The sequence below is a fragment of the Pseudomonas oryziphila genome (assembly GCF_003940825.1).
Lineage (GTDB): Bacteria > Pseudomonadota > Gammaproteobacteria > Pseudomonadales > Pseudomonadaceae > Aquipseudomonas > Aquipseudomonas sichuanensis.
Map to the genome: position 1 here is coordinate 232,479 of NZ_CP034338.1, position 18,964 is coordinate 251,442.

Genomic DNA, 18,964 nt, shown 5'->3' on the forward strand with positions numbered 1-18,964 from the left:
TCACTCATGGCAGTTGCCTCCGGTGCCTATAAGAAAGCCCTCGAGGGTGGCCAGCAACCCAAGCAGGTGCTGGTCAAGATCGACCGGGTCACGAAGAAGTTCGACGAAACCATAGCCGTGGACGATGTGTCCCTGGAAATCCGCAAAGGCGAGATCTTCGCCCTGCTGGGTGGCTCCGGTTCCGGTAAATCGACCCTGCTGCGCATGCTCGCCGGCTTCGAGCGCCCGACCGAGGGGCGGATCTTCCTCGACGGTGTCGACATCACCGACATGCCGCCCTACGAGCGGCCGATCAACATGATGTTCCAGTCCTACGCGCTGTTCCCGCACATGACCGTGGCGCAGAACATCGCCTTCGGCCTGCAGCAGGACAAGATGCCCAAGGCCGAGATCGACGCCCGCGTGGCCGAGATGCTCAAGCTGGTGCACATGACTCAGTACGCCAAGCGCAAGCCGCACCAGCTGTCCGGTGGCCAGCGCCAGCGTGTGGCCCTGGCCCGTTCGCTGGCCAAGCGCCCCAAGCTGCTGCTGCTCGACGAACCGATGGGCGCGCTGGACAAGAAGCTGCGCTCGCAGATGCAACTGGAGCTGGTGGAGATCATCGAGCGCGTGGGCGTGACCTGCGTGATGGTGACCCACGACCAGGAAGAGGCCATGACCATGGCCCAGCGCATCGCCATCATGCACCTGGGCTGGATTGCCCAGATCGGCAGCCCGATCGACATCTATGAAACCCCGACCAGCCGCCTGGTCTGCGAGTTCATCGGCAACGTCAACCTGTTCGAAGGTGAAGTGGTCGAAGACGCCGAAGGCCACGCCGTCATTGCCAGCCCGGAGCTGGAGCGCAAGATCTACGTCGGCCACGGCATCACCACCTCGGTGGAAGACAAGCACATCACCTACGCCCTGCGCCCGGAGAAACTGCTGGTCACCACCACGCAGCCAACCTGCGAGCACAACTGGTCGCGTGGCAAGGTTCACGACATCGCCTACCTCGGTGGCCACTCGGTGTTCTACGTCGAGCTGCCCAGTGGCAAGGTCGTCCAGTCGTTCGTCGCCAACGCCGAGCGTCAGGGCACCCGCCCTACCTGGGGTGACGAAGTGTACGTGTGGTGGGAAGACGACAGCGGCGTGGTACTGCGGTCATGAAACTGCGCAAGCTCAAGCGAGCCTTCCAGCGCCTGACCCCGGAGGGGCGGCACCTGGTGATCGGCGTGCCGTTCATCTGGCTGTTCCTGTTCTTCATGCTGCCGTTCTTCATCGTGTTGAAGATCAGCTTCGCCGAAGCCGACGTGGCGATCCCGCCCTATACCGAGATCTACACCTATCTCGAAGGCAAGGTGCAGCTGGTGCTGAACCTGGCCAACTATGGCCTGCTCACCGAAGACGAGCTGTACATCTCGGCCTACCTCGGTTCGTTGAAGGTCGCCCTGTTCAGCACCCTGCTGTGCCTGCTGATCGGCTACCCGATGGCCTATGCCATCTCCAAGGCCAAGAAGGAGTCGCAGACCGTCCTGCTGCTGCTGATCATGATGCCGACCTGGACCGCGATCCTGATCCGCGTCTACGCCTGGATGGGCATCCTCAGCAACAACGGGCTGCTCAACAGCTTCCTGATGTGGCTGGGGCTGATCGACCAGCCGTTGCAGATCCTCAACACCAACCTGGCGGTGTATATCGGCGTGGTCTATTCGTACCTGCCGTTCATGATCCTGCCGCTGTACGCCAACCTGGTGAAGCACGACGAAAGCCTGCTCGAGGCAGCATCGGACCTGGGCTCGAGTACCTTCAACAGCTTCTGGAAGATCACCGTGCCGCTGTCCAAGAACGGCATCATCGCCGGCTGCATGCTGGTGTTCATCCCGGTGGTGGGCGAGTTCGTGATTCCTGAACTGCTCGGCGGCCCGGAAACCCTGATGATCGGCAAGGTGCTGTGGCAGGAGTTCTTCAACAACCGTGACTGGCCGGTAGCGTCCGCGCTGGCAGTGGTGATGCTGGCGATCCTGATCGTGCCCATCCTGCTGTTCAACCGCAGCCAGGCCAAAGAGATGGAGGGTCGGGCATGAAACGCTTCAGTTTCTCCAACCTGATGCTGATCGTCGGCTTGCTGTTCATCTACCTGCCGATGCTGATCCTGGTGATCTACTCGTTCAACGCCTCCAAACTGGTGACGGTGTGGGGCGGCTGGTCGGTGAAGTGGTACGTCGGCCTGCTCGACAACAGCCAGCTGATGGGTTCGGTGATGCGCTCGCTGGAGATCGCCTGCTACACGGCGGTCGCCGCCGTGGCACTGGGTACCCTGGCGGCCTTCGTACTGACCCGGGTCACCCGCTTCAAGGGCCGCACGCTGTTCGGTGGCCTGGTCACCGCGCCGCTGGTAATGCCCGAGGTGATCACCGGTCTGTCGCTGTTGCTGCTGTTCGTGGCCATGGCGCAGATGATCGGCTGGCCCCAGGAGCGTGGCATCGTCACCATCTGGATCGCCCACACCACGTTCTGCGCCGCCTATGTGGCGGTGGTGGTGTCGGCGCGCCTGCGTGAGCTGGACCTGTCGATCGAAGAAGCGGCCATGGACCTGGGTGCCAAGCCGTGGAAGGTGTTCTTCCTGATCACCATCCCGATGATCGCGCCATCGTTGGCGGCGGGCGGCATGATGTCGTTCGCCCTGTCGCTGGACGACCTGGTGCTGGCCAGCTTCGTGTCCGGCCCCGGCTCGACCACGCTGCCGATGGAAGTGTTCTCGGCCGTGCGCCTGGGTGTGAAGCCCGAGATCAACGCCGTGGCCAGCCTGATCCTGCTGTCGGTGTCGCTGGTGACCTTCCTGGTCTGGTACTTCAGCCGCCAGGCCGAAGAACGTCGCCGCAAGGCGATCCAGCAGGCCATCGAGGAAGGCGCCGCGGCCAACGTTTCGCAGCCGCAGGTGCGTCGCCCCGCTCAGGTCGCCACTTCGGCCTGAGTCCTTCGCGGGTAAACCCGCTCCCACAGGGACGGCGGTGTCCTCGGACATGGCGCCAGCCCTGTGGGAGCGGGTTCACCCGCGAATGCTTCACCCCGGTTTCAAAGCCAGATGGCATCCCAATGCGGATACTCCCTGACACTCCCCACCAGCCCAGCCCGCAATGGATTGGCAACGATATACCTGGCAACCCATTTCACATCCTGGTCTCGACGTAGTGCTCTGTCCTGATAGCCGGGCTGCCATACCGGGTCCTGCTCAACTCCCGACTTGTGCAAGGCCAGGCTCGATCGCGATTTGAATCTGCGCATCAGCGTGGCAAGCGTCACCGAATGCAGCTCGATAAGCCAATGCAGATGGTCTGGCATGACCACCCACGCCAGCGATTGGCAAGATTGTTCCTGGTCGGATCTGCGCAGTTCGTTGATGACGAGCCGGGCATTATGGAAATCCATGAACAATGGTTTTCGTTGGTGGGTGATGGTGGTCAGTAAATAGATCCTGCCCGGCTCAGAGAACCGTCCTCGGCGAAGCAGATACGACTGGGCCAGGCTCATGCAGGTCGTCCTTGAATAGGGGCTCGCCATGAACACTAGTGGCGCGTCTTGAAACCACGCGTGGCTGATGTTTTCAGAATGTGGCAGCGGTCGTAGACCATTGATCCAGTTCGGCCCTGTGGGAGCGGCTTTAGCCGCGAAGCGGGCAACGCGGTGCTTGGCACCAGCTACGCCGGTGTTCGCGGGTAAACCCGCTCCCACAGTTACCGCGCCAGATTTCAGATTTGATGCAAGACAGTTGCTCCCACAGGGGAATTGCCCACCGTCCCATGCCGTTTGTCGATCCCTGATCTACGCTTCTCCCACGCGTCGTACAAACCATTCGTACAAGCGAGGAGCCTGCATGACGGTATCGCATCCGATCATGGTCGGTGGCCTGGGGCTGTTGTTGATGCTTGCGGGCTGTGACAAGGAAGAAGCCGCCCCGGTATTGCCCAGGGTTGCGGTGCAACAAGTCCAATCTACCGATTTCGCCGCCCGGGTCACCCTCACCGGCGACGTGCAGGCGCGGGTGCAGACCGACCTGTCGTTTCGCGTGGGCGGCAAGATCATTTCCCGCAGCGTCGATGTGGGCGACCACGTCAAGGCCAACCAGGTGCTCGCGCGCCTGGACCCGAAAGACCTGCAGAACACCGTCGACTCGGCCAAGGCCGAGGTGTTCGCCGAACAGGCGCGGGTGACCCAGAGCAGCGCCGCGTTCATCCGCCAGCAGAAGCTGCTGCCCAAGGGCTACACCAGCCAGAGCGAATACGATTCCGCCGAAGCCGCCCTGCGCAGCAGCCAGAGCGCGCTAAAGGCGGCCCAGGCGCAGTTGGCCAATGCCAACGAGCAGCTGAGCTATACCGCCCTGGTGTCCGAGGCCGATGGCGTGATCACCGCGCGCCAGGCCGAAGTGGGGCAGGTGGTGCAGGCCACCATGCCGATCTTCAGCCTGGCGGTGGACGGCGACCGCGACGCGGTGTTCAACGTGTACGAATCCCTGCTGGTCAAGCCGCCCAGTGACGAAGGCGTGGTGGTCAGCCTGCTGGACAACCCGGCGGTGAAGGCCGAAGGCCGGGTTCGCGAGATCACCCCGACAGTGTCCGCCGAAAGCGGCACGGTGCAGGTCAAGGTAGCCCTGCGCAACGTGCCGGCCGGCATGCAACTCGGTTCGCCGGTGACCGCCACCGGCAACGCCCAGGGCCGGCCGAGCATCGAGTTGCCCTGGGCCGCGCTGACCAAGGCGCTGCATGAGCCCGCAGTGTGGGTGGTGGGCGAGGGCGACAAGGTCGAGCTGCGCAAGGTCCAGGTGTCGCGCTATCTCACCGGCAAGGTGGTGATCGCCGACGGTATCAAGGGCGGCGAGACCGTCGTGGTGGGCGGCGGGCAGTTGCTGCACCCCGGCATGCAGGTGGTGAAAGTCACCGCCAAGGACGGAGGGGCCGCGCCATGAAACGCCTGTTGTCGATCCTCTGCGCCAGCCTGTTGCTCGGTGCCTGCGGCGGCGAAGAGATGGCGCCGGAGATGATCCGCCCCGTGCTGTCGACGCTGGTCGAGCCGCAAGTGCAATCGCAACTGGGGCGTTTCGCCGGCACCATCCAGGCGCGCTTCGAAAGCACCCTCGGTTTTCGCGTGTCTGGGCGTATCGCCCGGCGCTGGCTGGATGTCGGTGCCCGGGTGCAGCCCGGCGATACCCTGGCCACCCTCGACCCTACCGATCAACAGAACCAGCTGCGCGCCGCCGAAGGCGACCTGGCCAAGGTCCAGGCGCAGTGGATCAACGCCCAGGCCAACGCGCGCCGCCAGCAGCAGCTGTACGACCGTGGCGTCGGCGCCCAGGCCCAATTGGATATCGCCCAGACCGACCTGAAGACCACCAGCGCGGCGCTGGAGCAGGCACGCTCGGCGGTCAGCCAGGCCCGCGACCAGTTGGACTACAGCACCCTGCGCACCGACCATGCCGCCGTGGTCACCGCCTGGCAGGCCGAAGCCGGGCAGACCGTCAGCGCAGGCCAGGCCGTGGTCACCCTGGCACGCCCGGACGTCAAGGAAGCGGTGATCGACCTGCCGATCCCCCTGGCCGAGCAGTTGACCAAGAGCCTGACCTTCACCGTGGCCTCGCAGCTCGACCCGAGCATCAACACCACCGCCACCTTGCGCGAGCTCGAGCCCCAGGCCGACGCCACCACCCGCACCCGGCGTGCCCGGCTGACCCTGGCCAGCACCCCGGATGCGTTCCACCTGGGCACCGCGATCAGCGTCACCCTGAGTTCGGCGGTGAGCCCGCGCAGCGAGCTGCCACTGACCGCGCTGCTCGAACGCGATGGCAAGACCCAGGTGTGGGTCGTCGACCCGCAACAGAAAACCGTGGCCACCCGTGACGTCGCGCTGCTCGAACGCACCGCCGACCGCATCGTCCTGGCGTCCGGCGTGCAGCCCGGGGAGCGGGTGGTGACGGCCGGTGTGAACAGCCTCAAGCCTGGCCAGAAAGTGACCTTCGACGAGGACCCGCAATGAAAGGAAGCTTCAACCTCTCGGAGTGGGCCCTCAAGCACCAGTCCTTCGTCTGGTACCTGATGTTCGTCGGCGTGCTGATGGGCATCTTTTCGTACTTCAACCTGGGCCGTGAGGAAGACCCGTCCTTCACCATCAAGACCATGGTGATCCAGAGCCGCTGGCCGGGTGCGACCCAGGACGAAACGCTCTACCAGATCACCGACCGCATCGAGAAGAAGCTCGAAGAACTCGATTCGCTCGACTACGTGAAGAGCTACACCCGCCCTGGCGAGTCCACGGTCTATGTCTACCTGCGCGACACCACCAAGGCCAAGGACATTCCCGAGATCTGGTACCAGGTGCGCAAGAAGATCCAGGATATTCGCGGGCAGTTCCCCCAGGGCATCCAGGGCCCGGCCTTCAACGACGAGTTCGGCGACGTGTTCGGCTCGATCTACGCCTTCACCGCCGACGGCCTGACCCTGCGCCAGTTGCGCGACTATGTGGAGGTGGCCCGCGCCGAAGTTCGCGAGGTGCCCAACATCGGCAAGATCGAGCTGATCGGCACCCAGGACGAGGTGCTCTACCTGAACTTCTCGACCCGCAAGCTGGCGGCCCTGGGCATCGACCAGCGCCAGGCCATGCAGGCCCTGCAGCAACAGAACGCGGTGACCCCGGCCGGGGTGATCGAGGCGGGGCCGGAGCGCATCTCGGTGCGCACCACCGGGCAGTTCGCCTCGGAGAAAGACCTGGAAACGGTGAACTTGCGCATCAACGACCGGTTCTTCCGTCTGGCGGACATCGCCGACATCGAGCGCGGCTACGTCGACCCGCCTGCGCCGATGTTCCGCTACAACGGCCAGACCGCCATTGGCCTGGCGATCGGCATGAAGGCCGGCAGCAACATCGAGGTGTTCGGCGCGGCGCTGAAAGAGAAGATGGACGAGGTGGTGCGCGACCTGCCGGTCGGCGTGGGCGTGCACAACGTGTCCGACCAGGCCGTGGTGGTCAAGCAGGCGGTCGGCGGCTTCACCAGCGCGCTGTTCGAGGCCGTGGTGATCGTGCTCGCCGTGAGCTTCGTCAGCCTCGGCATACGCGCGGGGCTGGTGGTGGCCTGCTCGATTCCGCTGGTGCTGGCCATGGTCTTCGTGTTCATGGAGTACAGCGACATCACCATGCAGCGGATCTCGCTCGGCGCGCTGATCATTGCCCTGGGCCTGCTGGTGGACGATGCGATGATCACCGTCGAGGTGATGGTCACGCGGCTGGAGATGGGCGAGACCAAGGAGCAGGCGGCCACGTTCGCCTACACCTCGACGGCCTTCCCGATGCTTACCGGCACCCTGGTGACGGTGGCCGGCTTCGTGCCGATCGGCCTCAACGCCAGCTCCGCGGGCGAATACACCTATACCCTGTTCGCGGTGATCGCCGTGGCCCTGATCGTGTCCTGGGTGGTGGCGGTATTCTTCGCCCCGGTGCTCGGCGTACACATCCTCAACAGCAAGGTAAAGGCCCACGAGGCCAAGCCCGGGCGCCTCGACCGGGCGTTCGAGGGCGGGCTGCTGTGGTGCATGCGCAATCGCTGGCTGACCATCATCGGCACCATCGTCCTGTTCGCCTTGGCGCTTTTCTGCATGCGCTTCGTGCAGAACCAGTTCTTCCCGTCCTCGGACCGCCCGGAAATCCTCGTAGACCTCAACCTGCCGCAGAATGCCTCGATCGAGGAAACGCGCAAGGTGGTCGACCGCCTGGAGGCCAGGATCAAGGACGACCCGGACCTGGTGCGCTGGAGCACCTACATCGGCCAGGGCGCGATTCGTTTCTACCTGCCCCTCGACCAGCAGTTGCAGAACCCCTACTACGCCCAGCTGGTGATCGTCAGCAAGGGCTTCGAAGAGCGCCAGGGCATGATGGACCGCCTGCAGAAGCTGCTGCATGAGGAATTCGTCGGCGTGGGCACCAACGTGCAGTCGCTGGAGATGGGCCCGCCGGTGGGGCGGCCGATCCAGTATCGGGTCAGCGGCAAGGACATCGACCAGGTGCGCCGGCATGCCATCGAGCTGGCAACCTTCCTCGACAGCAACGAGCACATCGGCGAGATGATCTACGACTGGAACGAGCCCGGGAAGGTGCTGCGCATCGAGATCGCCCAGGACAAGGCCCGTCAGTTGGGGCTGTCGTCCGAGGACGTGGCCAACGTGATGAACAGCATCGTCAGCGGCGTGCAGGTCACCCAGGTCAACGACAACATCTACCTGGTCAACGTGGTCGCGCGCGCCGAAGACAGCGAGCGTGGTTCGCCCGACACCTTGCAGAACTTGCAGATCGTCACGCCCAGCGGCGCGTCGATTCCGCTGCTGGCCTTCGCCACCGTGCGCTACGAGCTGGAGCAGCCGCTGGTGTGGCGGCGTGACCGCAAGCCGACCATCACCATCAAGGCCTCGGTGGTCGGCGACATCCAGCCCACCGACCTGGTGGCCCAGCTCAAGCCGGGCATCGATGAGTTTGCCAGCAAGCTGCCGGTCGGCTACGAGGTGGCCACCGGGGGTACGGTCGAGGAGAGCGCCAAGGCCCAGGGCCCGATCCGCAAGGTCGTGCCGCTGATGCTGTTCCTCATGGCGACCTTCCTGATGATCCAGTTGCACAGCGTGCAGAAGCTGTTCCTGGTGGTCAGCGTGGCGCCCCTGGGGCTGATCGGCGTGGTCGTGGCGCTGGTGCCCACGGGCACGCCCATGGGCTTCGTGGCGATCCTCGGGATTCTTGCCCTGGCCGGCATCATCATCCGCAACTCGGTGATCCTGGTGACCCAGATCGACGAATTCGAGGAACAGGGCCTGTCGCCCTGGGAGGCGGTGCTGGAGGCCACCAACCATCGCCGGCGGCCGATCCTGCTGACGGCGGCGGCCGCCAGCCTGGGCATGATCCCGATTGCCCGCGAAGTGTTCTGGGGGCCGATGGCCTACGCCATGATCGGCGGCATCATCAGTGCAACGCTGCTGACGCTGCTGTTCCTGCCGGCGCTGTACGTGGCCTGGTACAAGATCCGCGAGCCGCAAAAGACTCCCTGAGAACCACGCGGACCCTGTGGGAGCTGGCTTGCCAGCGATGGCGTCGTCAGCCTCACCGACGCTATCGCTGGCAAGCCAGCTCCCACAGGGTTCGTCGTTCACGCTAATGGTTATATAAACATTCTTAAACAGTATTTTTAAGAATAACCCCGCCTCACTACTATGGCTCTCACGCCAGGCGCATATCCCCTTCAAACCTCTGCCCGGCACCCTTACTCCAAGGAGAACGAGCATGAGTGCATCACTGCGCAGCATCGACGGTCAGGACGAAGCCACCATCTTGCGTGAAATCCAGAGTGCCCTGCGCGACCTGCGCTTCGGCGCGGTGGAGATCACCGTGCACAACGCCCAGGTGGTGCAGATCGAACGCAAGGAGAAGTTCCGCCTGCAGCAGCCCGGCAACAAGGCCGGCTGACCACGCAACAACCCCTAATTAGAAAAAATGCCAATCGGGAGCTTCACCATGTCCATCCGCCGTTATGCGCTTGCCGCCCTGGCCAGCGCCGTTTTTGCCGGTTCCGCGATCGCCAAGGACTTCGAACTGTTGAACGTGTCCTATGACCCGACCCGCGAGCTGTACCAGCAGTACAACGCCGAGTTCATCAAGCACTGGCAAGCCGCTCACCCGGGCGACAAGGTGAAGATCCAGCAATCCCACGGCGGTTCGGGCAAGCAGGCCCGCGCGGTGATCGATGGCCTGCGCGCCGACGTGGTCACCCTGGCCCTGGCCGGCGACATCGATGAAGTCGCCAAGCTCGGCAAGACCCTGCCGGAGGACTGGCAGAAGCGCCTGCCGGACGCCAGCACCCCGTACACTTCGACCATCGTGTTCCTGGTACGCAAGGGCAACCCGAAAGGCATCAAGGACTGGGGCGACCTGATCAAGAAGGACGTCTCGGTGATCACCCCCAACCCGAAAACCTCCGGCGGCGCCCGCTGGAACTTCCTCGCCGCCTGGGCCTACGGCCTGAAATCCGGCGGTAGCGAAGACAAGGCCAAGGCCTACGTGCAGGAGCTGTTCAAGCACGTACCGGTGCTGGATACCGGCGCCCGTGGTTCGACCATCACCTTCGTCAACAACGGCCAGGGCGATGTGCTGCTGGCCTGGGAGAACGAGGCCTTCCTGGCGCTGAAAGAAGACGGTGGCGCCGACAAGTTCGAGATCGTCGTGCCGTCGCTGTCGATCCTCGCCGAGCCGCCGGTGGCCGTGGTCGACAAGAACGCCGAGAAGAAGGGCAACGAGCAGATCGCCGAGGAATACCTCAAGCACCTGTACAGCCCGGCTGGCCAGAAGATCGCCGCCGAGAACTTCTACCGTCCGCGTGACGCGAAAGTCGCCGCCGAGTTTGCCAAGCAGTTCCCGAAACTGGACCTGGTGACCATCGACAAGGACTTCGGTGGCTGGAAGACTGCGCAGCCGAAGTTCTTCAATGACGGCGGTGTGTTCGACCAGATTTATCAGGCACAGTGATCGGCAATGAAATGAATAGGAGCGGGGCCGCTTTGCGGCCCTTTCGCCGGCAAGCCGGCTCCCACAGGAAGCGGGTATGCACTGCAACTGTGGGAGCTGGCTTGCCAGCGAAAGGGTTGCGTAGCAGCCCCACAAAGAAAACCCTTCAGTAGCCTGCATGTGCCCGGGACCGACCCCGGGCTTCGTGCGTTCAACCAGGGACCTTTATGTCACGTCGTATATCCCCCGTCATACCCGGCTTCGGGCTGACGCTGGGCTACACCTTGGTGTACCTCAGCCTGATCGTGCTGATACCGCTGGCGGCCATGTTCATCCATGCCTCGCAGCTGACCTGGGAGCAGTTCTGGAACATCGTCAGCGCGCCGCGGGTCATCGCCGCGCTGAAGCTGAGTTTCGGCACCGCTCTGTTTGCCGCCATCATCAACGGCGTGATCGGCACCCTGCTGGCCTGGGTGCTGGTGCGCTACACCTTCCCCGGGCGCAAGATCATCGACGCGATGATCGACCTGCCGTTCGCCCTGCCCACGGCCGTGGCCGGTATCGCCTTGACCGCGCTGTACGCGCCGGCAGGCTGGGTCGGCCAGTTCGCCACCGACCTGGGCTTCAAGATCGCCTACACCCCACTGGGCATCACCCTGGCACTGACCTTCGTCACCCTGCCGTTCGTGGTGCGCACGGTGCAGCCGGTGCTGGCCGACATCCCGCGTGAAGTGGAAGAGGCCGCCGCCTGCCTGGGCGCGAAGCCCTTGCAGGTGTTCCGTCACATCCTGGCGCCGGCGCTGCTGCCAGCCTGGCTGACCGGCTTCGCCCTGGCCTTCGCCCGCGGCGTGGGCGAGTACGGTTCGGTGATCTTCATCGCCGGCAACATGCCGATGAAGACCGAGATCCTGCCGCTGCTGATCATGGTCAAGCTCGACCAGTACGACTACACCGGCGCCACCGCCATCGGCGTGCTGATGCTGGTGGTTTCCTTCATCCTGCTGCTGCTGATCAACTTGCTGCAGCGGCGCATCGAAACCCCTTGAAGGAGGCCCGCTAATGTCTTCATCGACCCTTGGCGCGAGCGCCGCCGCCAACGCCGCCCGGCGTGGCAGCGCCACTTCGCGCCGCGTGCTGATCACCCTGGCCTGGATCGTCTTCGCCCTGTTCCTGGCCTTGCCGCTGGTGATCGTGGTGTCCCAGGCGCTCAAGAACGGCTTCGGCACGTTCTTCGAGGCAATCTTCGAGGCCGATGCGCTGTCGGCGCTCAAGCTCACCCTGCTGGCGGTGGCCATCTCGGTGCCGCTGAACCTGCTGTTTGGGGTCAGTGCCGCCTGGTGCGTGAGCAAATACACCTTCCGTGGCAAGAGCCTGCTGGTGACCCTGATCGACCTGCCGTTCTCGGTGTCGCCGGTAATCGCCGGCCTGGTCTACGTGCTGATGTTCGGCGCCCAGGGCCTGTTCGGCCCGTGGCTGCAGGACCACGATATCCAGATCGTGTTCGCCCTGCCGGGCATTGTCCTGGCGACCATCTTCGTCACCGTGCCGTTCGTGGCCCGTGAACTGATCCCGCTGATGCAGGAGCAGGGCACCCAGGAAGAGGAGGCCGCGCGCCTGCTCGGCGCCAACGGCTGGCAGATGTTCTGGCACGTCACCCTGCCGAACATCAAATGGGGCCTGATCTACGGCGTGGTGCTGTGCACCGCGCGGGCGATGGGCGAGTTCGGCGCGGTGTCGGTGGTGTCCGGGCATATCCGTGGCGTCACCAACACCTTGCCGCTGCACGTGGAGATCCTCTACAACGAGTACAACCATGTCGCGGCCTTCAGCGTGGCCAGCCTGTTGCTGATCCTGGCGCTCTTCATCCTGCTGCTCAAGCAGTGGAGCGAGAACCGTATTAACCGCCTGCGCCACAGCGCCGCGGAGGAATGATTCATGTCGATCGAAGTTCGTAATGTCAGCAAGCGCTTCAACAGCTTCCAGGCCCTGAACGCCATCAACCTGGATATCCACAGCGGCGAGCTGGTGGCCCTGCTCGGCCCGTCCGGCTGTGGCAAGACCACCCTGCTGCGCATCATCGCCGGCCTGGAAACGCCGGACGACGGCAGCATCGTGTTCCACGGCGAGGATGTCTCGGGCCACGACGTGCGTGACCGTAACGTCGGCTTCGTGTTCCAGCACTACGCGCTGTTCCGCCACATGAGTGTGTTCGACAACGTCGCGTTTGGCCTGCGCATGAAACCCAAGGGCGAGCGCCCGAGCGAGAGCAAGATCGCCGAGAAGGTCCATGAGCTGCTGAACATGGTCCAGCTCGACTGGCTGTCCGACCGTTACCCCGAGCAGCTGTCCGGTGGCCAGCGCCAGCGTATCGCCCTGGCCCGTGCCCTGGCGGTGGAACCCAAGGTGCTGCTGCTCGACGAGCCGTTCGGGGCGCTGGATGCCAAGGTGCGCAAGGAGCTGCGCCGCTGGCTGGCGCGCCTGCACGAGGACATCAACCTGACCTCGGTGTTCGTCACCCACGACCAGGAAGAGGCCATGGAAGTGGCCGACCGCATCGTGGTGATGAACAAGGGCGTGATCGAGCAGATCGGCTCGCCGGGCGAGGTGTACGAGAAGCCGGCCAACGATTTCGTCTACCACTTCCTCGGCGACTCCAACCGCCTGGCGCTCAGCGAAGGGCACCATGTGCTGTTCCGTCCGCACGAAGTGTCGCTGTCGCGCCATGAAACCGAAGGCCACCATGCCGCCGAGGTGCGTGACATTCGCCCGCTGGGCGCGACGACCCGGGTGACCTTGAAGGTGGAAGGGCAGAGCGAGCTGATCGAGGCCGAGGTGGTCAAGGACCACGACAGCCTGACCGGGCTGGCGCGCGGCGAGACGCTGTTCTTCCGGCCGAAGGTGTGGCAGAAGGTGGCCGATATCTGAGCGACTGGATGTGAATGAAGAACCCGGGCCTGGTCCCGGGTTTTTTTTGCCTGCACCATCGTATTCGCGGGTAAACCCGCTCCCACAAGGACCGGCGCCAAAGTCTGTGGGAGCGGGTTTACCCGCGAACGAGGGCGCAGCCCTCGCAGCGATTCGATGCCTTTCACAAATATTTTCAATGCAGGCCAGGCATCGTTGACTTGGCGGCCTGCTACAAGCCACGAACGACGCGGCCTGCAAACAGCACATCAAAATCAATATTCATAAAAGCTATAACGTTAACTTTAAACATTACTTTATGGCCTAAGCCCCTGCCGTCGATGATTCAGCCACACACCTGAATCGAGACCCCAGGAGTTTCAGCAATGGGTAATGTCCAGTCGGCCGTCAGGGCCTTTGAGCAGCCATGGCACCCGGCATCGGGCGACCTGGTCGAGCTCGGACGCACACTGCGCCTGCCGCTTGGCCAGTTGCGCCTGCAGCGCACGCCGGTGAGCGGCCTCAAGCGCCGCGACAAGCTCGCGCTGGGCCTGCTGGTGCTGGCGCTGCATGGCGCCGCCGCCTACTGGATCAGCCAGGCGCCGACCCCGGCGCTGCCGGTCGTGCCGCCGCAGATCCCGCCCATGACCATCGAGTTCGCCGCGCCCGCCCCGCCGATCGTAGAGCCGCCGCCACCTGCCCCGGCACCGCCTGTGGTGGAACCGCCACCGCCGGTGGTCGACGAGCTGGCCGCCAAGCCAAAGCCCAAGCCGAAACCGGTGCCCAAGCCGGTGGCCAAGCCGCAACCCAAGCCGCAGCCGAAACCGGTCGAAGCACCGCCGCCAACGCCGGTGGCTGCCCCTGCACCGCCTGCGCCAGCCGCACCGCCCGCGCCGGCCCCGGTGACCCCGGCATCGGCCAACGCCGCGTACCTGAAGAACCCGGCCCCCGAGTACCCGCAGATGGCCCTGCGCCGTGGCTGGGAAGGCACCGTGCTGCTGCGCGTCGAGGTGCTGCCCAGCGGCAAGCCCGGGCAGATCCAGCTGCAGAAGAGCAGTGGCCGTGACGCCCTGGATGCTGCCGCGCTGGCCGCAGTCAAGCGCTGGAGTTTCGTCCCCGCCAAGCAGGGCGACGTGGCCCTGGCCGGCTGGGTCAGCGTACCCATCGATTTCAAGCTTCGTTAATTCGCCACCGCACAAAGGAAGGACATCACCATGAGCCTGTTGGCATCCCCCCTCGAATCCGTTGAAAGCGCCGTCATCTGGCTGTTGGTCGGTTTCTCCGTGGCCACTTGGGCGCTGGCCCTGGTCAAGGTTGTGCAGTTCGTGCGCCTCAAGCGCCAGGACAAGCGCTTTCACCAGCAGTTCTGGGCCGCATCCAGCCTCGACTCCGCCGCCGAAATCAGCCACCAGCAACCCGGCCCCGCCGCCCGCGTCGCCCAGGCCGGTTACGCCGCCATCGCCGTCGGCGAACCCGGCCAGGCCAATGACCTGAGCCAGGCCATCAACCATCAGGACCGCCTCGAGCGTGCCCTGCGCCAGCAGATCGTGCGCGAGCGCCGCTCGCTGGAAACCGGCCTGGCGGTGGTCGCCAGTATCGGCAGCACTTCGCCCTTCATCGGCCTGTTCGGCACCGTGTGGGGCATCATGGAAGCGCTCAAGGGCATCAGCGCGGCAGGTTCCGCCAGCCTGGAAACCGTGGCCGGCCCGATCGGCGCGGCGCTGGTCGCCACCGGCGTGGGTATCGCCGTCGCGGTGCCGGCAGTGCTGGTCTACAACTACTTCCTGCGCCGCCTCAAGCTGACCGCTGCCGACCTCGACGACTTCGCCCACGACTTCTACAGCCTGGCGCAGAAGAGTGCCTTCCGCGTGCTGCTGCACCCGGCGGTGCAGCGCCAGCAGGCCGGCTTCAACCAAGCTGTGAAGGAGGCCTCCTGACATGGCCTTCTCGACCCAGGACAGCGATGAAGTATTGAGTGAAATCAACGTCACGCCACTGGTGGACGTCATGCTGGTGCTGCTGGTGGTGTTCATCGTCACCGCGCCGCTGCTGACCAATGCCATCCCCATCAACCTGCCCAAGACCGAGGCCGTGGCCCCGGTGGAGCAGAAGGACCCGCTGGTGGTGAGCATCGATGGCAGCGGCAAGCTGTTCATCAACAAGGACGAGATCCAGCCCGACCTGCTGGAAACCAACCTCAAGGCCGCCAAAGGCAAGGACGCCGAGCTGCGCGTGCAGCTGCAGGCCGACGATGGCGTGAACTACGGCGAAGTCGCCCGGGCCATGGCGGCCATCGAACGGGCCGGCATTACCAAGCTGGCGGTGATCACCGCGCGCTGACCGGCAATACCCTCTTCAGGCAAGTGCTTATGGGCCATTTTCCTTGGCAGGGGATGGCCCTTTTTTTATGGGGCCTTCACTGGACTGTGTTGCGTTGCTGGTGCTGGCCTCATCGCTGGCAAGCCAGCTCCCACAGGGTTCGCGTATGGCTGGGTATATGCGGTCGAGGTGGGAGCTGGCTTGCCAGCGATGAGGCCTGAGGGATTGCATAGTCATAAAACGAATAAACAAATGAAAAAATATGATTTATGGATATATGTGACCAGCTGTTAAGGTCAGTTCCATCCAGCGGGGCCAACCCCTCGCGGCCCTGCAAATCGAATCGAAGGAAGCGCTTTCAATGCTGGTTGTTTCTGTCGGTGGTAGCCCCAGTCTTCGTTCACGCTCCGGCGTGCTGCTAGAACGCACCCGCGACTGGCTGCAGGAGCGCGGTGTCGAAGTGGTGACCTTCCAGGTGCGTGAGTTCAACGCCGAAGACCTGCTGCACGCGCGCTTCGACAGCCCGCAGGTGCGTCACTTCATCGAACTGGTGGCCCAGGCCGACGGCCTGGTGGTGGCCACCCCGGTGTACAAAGCCTCGTTTGCCGGCGCGCTGAAGACCCTGCTCGACCTGCTGCCCGAGCGTGCCCTGGAACACAAGGTGGTACTGCCGGTGGCAACCGGCGGCAGCATCGCCCACATGCTTGCCGTGGACTACGCGCTCAAGCCGGTGCTGTCTGCCTTGAAGGCGCAGGAGACCCTGCAAGGGATCTTCGCCGACGACAGTCAGATCGCCTACGGCGAAGGCAACCGCCCTGCGCAGCTGGCCCCGGCCCTGGAGCAGCGCCTGCAGGATTCGCTGGAAACCTTCCATGGCGCCCTGGCGCGGCGGCCTCGGCCGGTCGCACCGGGTGTGCTCAACGAACGCCTGCTCAGTGCCCGCTGGAGCATCTGAGCCACTGATCCATCGCTTCACTGCTGTCCCACCTTACTCGCCCGTCAACGAGGCAAGCAGGTGCAACCCGAACCCAACTCGCACAGGAGAGCGCCATGCGCACAGTCTTCTTGCGTCGTGGTCTGGTCGCCCTGTTTGCGGCGGCTGTGTCCTTCGGCGCCATCACCCAAGCCCAGGCCGAGAGCCTGCGTATCGGTTACCAGAAATACGGCACCCTGGTGCTGCTCAAGGCCAAGGGCTCGCTGGAGAAGCGCCTGAAGGAACAGGGCATCGACGTGCAATGGACCGAGTTCCCCGGCGGCCCGCAGCTGCTTGAAGGGCTCAACGTCGGCTCGATCGACTTCGGTGTCACCGGTGAAACCCCGCCGGTATTCGCCCAGGCCGCAGGCGCCGACCTGCTCTACGTCGCCTATGAGCCGCCAGCCCCGCACAGCGAGGCGATCCTCGTGCCCAAAGGCTCGTCGATCCAGTCGGTGAAAGAGCTCAAGGGCAAGAAAGTCGCGCTGAACAAAGGCTCGAACGTTCATTACCTGCTGGTGCGTGCCCTCGAAGACGCCGGCCTCAAATACACCGACATCCAGCCGGTCTACCTGCCGCCGGCCGACGCCCGCGCCGCCTTCGAGCGTGGCAGCGTCGATGCCTGGGTGATCTGGGACCCGTACCAGGCCGCCGCCGAGCAACAGCTGCAGGCCCGTACCCTGCGTGACGGCAAGGGCCTGGTCGACAACCACCAGTTCTACCTGGCCACCCGCAGCTACGCCACCCAACACCCGGCGGTGATCAACACCCTGGTCGAGGAAGTGCGCACCGTGGGCCAGTGGTCCCAGGCCAACCCCCAGGAGGTGACCGACCAGGTCGCGCCGCTGCTCGGCCTGCCCGCCGACATCACCCTGACCTCGGTGAAACGCCAGGGCTACGGTGCCGCGCCGCTGACCCCGGAAGTGATCGCCGCGCAGCAGAAGATCGCCGACACCTTCCAGGCCCTGAAGCTGATCCCCAAGCCCTTGAGCATCAAGGACGTGATCTGGACACCCCCCGCCAAGGTCGCCAGCGCGCCTTGATCGATTCGCCAGTGCCGGGGCCAGGCCCCGGCTCGAGCCACCCTTGAGGAGACAACTCCAATGAGCCTGAACATCTTCTGGTTCCTGCCCACCCACGGTGACGGCAAGTACCTGGGCACCAGCGAAGGCGCCCGCGCCGTCGACCATGGCTACCTGGCGCAGATCGCCCAGGCCGCCGACCGCCTCGGCTTCGGCGGCGTGCTGATCCCCACCGGGCGGTCCTGCGAGGACTCCTGGCTGGTCGCCGCGTCGCTGATCCCGGTGACCGAGCGCCTGAAGTTCCTGGTCGCGCTGCGCCCGGGGATCATTTCGCCGACCGTGGCCGCGCGCCAGGCCGCCACCCTCGATCGCCTGTCCAACGGCCGTGCGCTGTTCAACCTGGTGACCGGCGGCGACCCCGACGAACTGGCCGGTGACGGCCTGCACCTGAGCCACCAGGAGCGCTACGAGGCCTCGGTGGAGTTCACCCGCATCTGGCGCAAGGTGCTGGAAGGTGAAAACGTCGACTACGACGGTAAACACATCCAGGTGAAGGGCGCCAAGCTGCTCTACCCGCCGATTCAGCAACCACGTCCGCCGCTGTATTTCGGCGGTTCGTCCGAGGCCGCCCAGGACCTGGCTGCCGAACAGGTCGAGCTGTACCTGACCTGGGGCGAGCCACCGAGCGCCGTTGCCGAGAAAATCGCCCAGGTGCGCGAGAAAGCCGCCGCCCAGGGCCGTGAAGTGCGCTTCGGTATCCGCCTGCACGTGATCGTGCGGGAAACCAACGAAGAAGCCTGGGCTGCCGCCGACAAGCTGATCTCGCACCTGGACGACGACACCATCGCCCGCGCCCAGGCTTCGCTGGCGCGCTTCGATTCGGTCGGCCAGCAACGCATGGCTGCGCTGCACAACGGCAACCGCGACAACCTGGAGGTCAGCCCCAACCTGTGGGCCGGCGTCGGCCTGGTGCGCGGCGGTGCCGGCACTGCGCTGGTGGGCGATGGCCCGACCGTGGCGGCGCGGGTCAAGGAATACGCAGACCTGGGCATCGATACCTTCATCTTCTCGGGTTATCCACACCTGGAAGAGTCGTACCGCGTCGCTGAACTGCTGTTCCCGCATCTGGATGTGCAGCGCCCGGAGCAACCGAAAACCGGTGGTTACGTGAGCCCGTTCGGCGAAATGGTCGCCAACGACATCCTGCCCAAAGCCGTGTCGCAGAGCTGAGGGCCGGACC

At 64.6% G+C, this 18,964-nt stretch carries 18 protein-coding genes; 17 read left to right on the top strand and 1 reads right to left on the bottom strand.

Going from position 1 to position 18,964, the window contains the following annotated elements:
- The first annotated feature begins 6 nt into the window (after positions 1–6).
- From potA to EJA05_RS01175, 3 genes are read left to right on the top strand one after another with little or no spacing between them, the layout of a single operon-like run.
- A complete protein-coding gene (gene potA / locus EJA05_RS01165; protein WP_110992168.1) occupies positions 7–1,149 on the top strand; it encodes a polyamine ABC transporter ATP-binding protein in 1,143 nt (380 codons plus the stop codon).
- Complete coding sequence (locus EJA05_RS01170) at positions 1,146–2,066, top strand: ABC transporter permease subunit (protein WP_167409790.1); 921 nt, start codon at positions 1,146–1,148, stop codon at positions 2,064–2,066. Before potA ends, EJA05_RS01170 begins: the two co-directional genes overlap by 4 nt.
- Positions 2,063–2,956, top strand: a complete 894-nt coding sequence (locus tag EJA05_RS01175) for an ABC transporter permease subunit (RefSeq protein WP_125857092.1) — start codon at positions 2,063–2,065, stop codon at positions 2,954–2,956. The genes EJA05_RS01170 and EJA05_RS01175 overlap by 4 nt, the downstream gene beginning before the upstream one ends.
- Before the next feature lie 101 nt (positions 2,957–3,057).
- On the opposite strand, the gene EJA05_RS01180 is transcribed toward EJA05_RS01175, so the two are convergent.
- Positions 3,058–3,513: an REP-associated tyrosine transposase gene (locus EJA05_RS01180; RefSeq protein ID WP_125857093.1), complete on the bottom strand. Its 456-nt coding sequence runs from the start codon at positions 3,511–3,513 to the stop codon at positions 3,058–3,060.
- A gap of 343 nt (positions 3,514–3,856) precedes the next feature.
- Here EJA05_RS01180 and EJA05_RS01185 point away from each other — a divergent pair, with 343 nt between their 5' ends.
- The 14 genes from EJA05_RS01185 to ssuD all read left to right on the top strand — a co-directional run bounded on the left by EJA05_RS01185 (position 3,857) and on the right by ssuD (position 18,954).
- On the top strand, positions 3,857–4,945 hold the full coding sequence (locus EJA05_RS01185) for an efflux RND transporter periplasmic adaptor subunit (RefSeq protein WP_125857094.1): 1,089 nt from the start codon (positions 3,857–3,859) through the stop codon (positions 4,943–4,945).
- Entirely contained in the window at positions 4,942–6,009 is a 1,068-nt protein-coding gene (locus EJA05_RS01190) for an efflux RND transporter periplasmic adaptor subunit (protein WP_125857095.1), read from the top strand. Before EJA05_RS01185 ends, EJA05_RS01190 begins: the two co-directional genes overlap by 4 nt.
- Positions 6,006–9,056, top strand: a complete 3,051-nt coding sequence (locus EJA05_RS01195) for an efflux RND transporter permease subunit (RefSeq protein WP_125857096.1) — start codon at positions 6,006–6,008, stop codon at positions 9,054–9,056. The genes EJA05_RS01190 and EJA05_RS01195 overlap by 4 nt, the downstream gene beginning before the upstream one ends.
- Positions 9,057–9,288: 232 nt before the next feature.
- Positions 9,289–9,471: a sulfur starvation response protein OscA gene (gene oscA / locus EJA05_RS01200; RefSeq protein WP_016712582.1), complete on the top strand. Its 183-nt coding sequence runs from the start codon at positions 9,289–9,291 to the stop codon at positions 9,469–9,471.
- A gap of 48 nt (positions 9,472–9,519) precedes the next feature.
- A complete protein-coding gene (locus EJA05_RS01205) occupies positions 9,520–10,527 on the top strand; it encodes a sulfate ABC transporter substrate-binding protein (RefSeq protein WP_125462203.1) in 1,008 nt (335 codons plus the stop codon).
- Positions 10,528–10,733: 206 nt separating this feature from the next.
- Positions 10,734–11,552 (top strand): sulfate ABC transporter permease subunit CysT, encoded by an 819-nt coding sequence (gene cysT / locus EJA05_RS01210; protein ID WP_110992174.1) that lies wholly within the window; start codon positions 10,734–10,736, stop codon positions 11,550–11,552.
- Between the two features lie 13 nt (positions 11,553–11,565).
- On the top strand, positions 11,566–12,438 hold the full coding sequence (gene cysW, locus EJA05_RS01215; protein WP_110992175.1) for a sulfate ABC transporter permease subunit CysW: 873 nt from the start codon (positions 11,566–11,568) through the stop codon (positions 12,436–12,438).
- Positions 12,439–12,441: 3 nt separating this feature from the next.
- Positions 12,442–13,431, top strand: coding sequence for a sulfate/molybdate ABC transporter ATP-binding protein (locus EJA05_RS01220; protein ID WP_110992176.1), 990 nt, complete (start codon positions 12,442–12,444; stop codon positions 13,429–13,431).
- Positions 13,432–13,796: 365 nt separating this feature from the next.
- The gene (locus EJA05_RS01230) at positions 13,797–14,594 is read left to right on the top strand and encodes an energy transducer TonB (protein ID WP_125857098.1); all 798 of its coding nucleotides are present in this window, start codon (positions 13,797–13,799) and stop codon (positions 14,592–14,594) included.
- Positions 14,595–14,624: 30 nt separating this feature from the next.
- A complete protein-coding gene (locus EJA05_RS01235; protein ID WP_125857099.1) occupies positions 14,625–15,347 on the top strand; it encodes a MotA/TolQ/ExbB proton channel family protein in 723 nt (240 codons plus the stop codon).
- Between the two features lies 1 nt (position 15,348).
- A complete protein-coding gene (locus EJA05_RS01240; RefSeq protein ID WP_110992180.1) occupies positions 15,349–15,750 on the top strand; it encodes an ExbD/TolR family protein in 402 nt (133 codons plus the stop codon).
- A gap of 340 nt (positions 15,751–16,090) precedes the next feature.
- Positions 16,091–16,684 carry an NADPH-dependent FMN reductase gene (ssuE, locus tag EJA05_RS01245; RefSeq protein WP_125462205.1) on the top strand — a complete coding sequence of 198 codons (594 nt, stop codon included), beginning with the start codon at positions 16,091–16,093 and terminating at the stop codon, positions 16,682–16,684.
- A gap of 95 nt (positions 16,685–16,779) precedes the next feature.
- Positions 16,780–17,745, top strand: coding sequence for a sulfonate ABC transporter substrate-binding protein (locus EJA05_RS01250; protein WP_110992182.1), 966 nt, complete (start codon positions 16,780–16,782; stop codon positions 17,743–17,745).
- Positions 17,746–17,805: 60 nt separating this feature from the next.
- The gene (gene ssuD, locus EJA05_RS01255) at positions 17,806–18,954 is read left to right on the top strand and encodes an FMNH2-dependent alkanesulfonate monooxygenase (RefSeq protein WP_125857100.1); all 1,149 of its coding nucleotides are present in this window, start codon (positions 17,806–17,808) and stop codon (positions 18,952–18,954) included.
- The last annotated feature ends 10 nt before the right edge of the window (positions 18,955–18,964 follow it).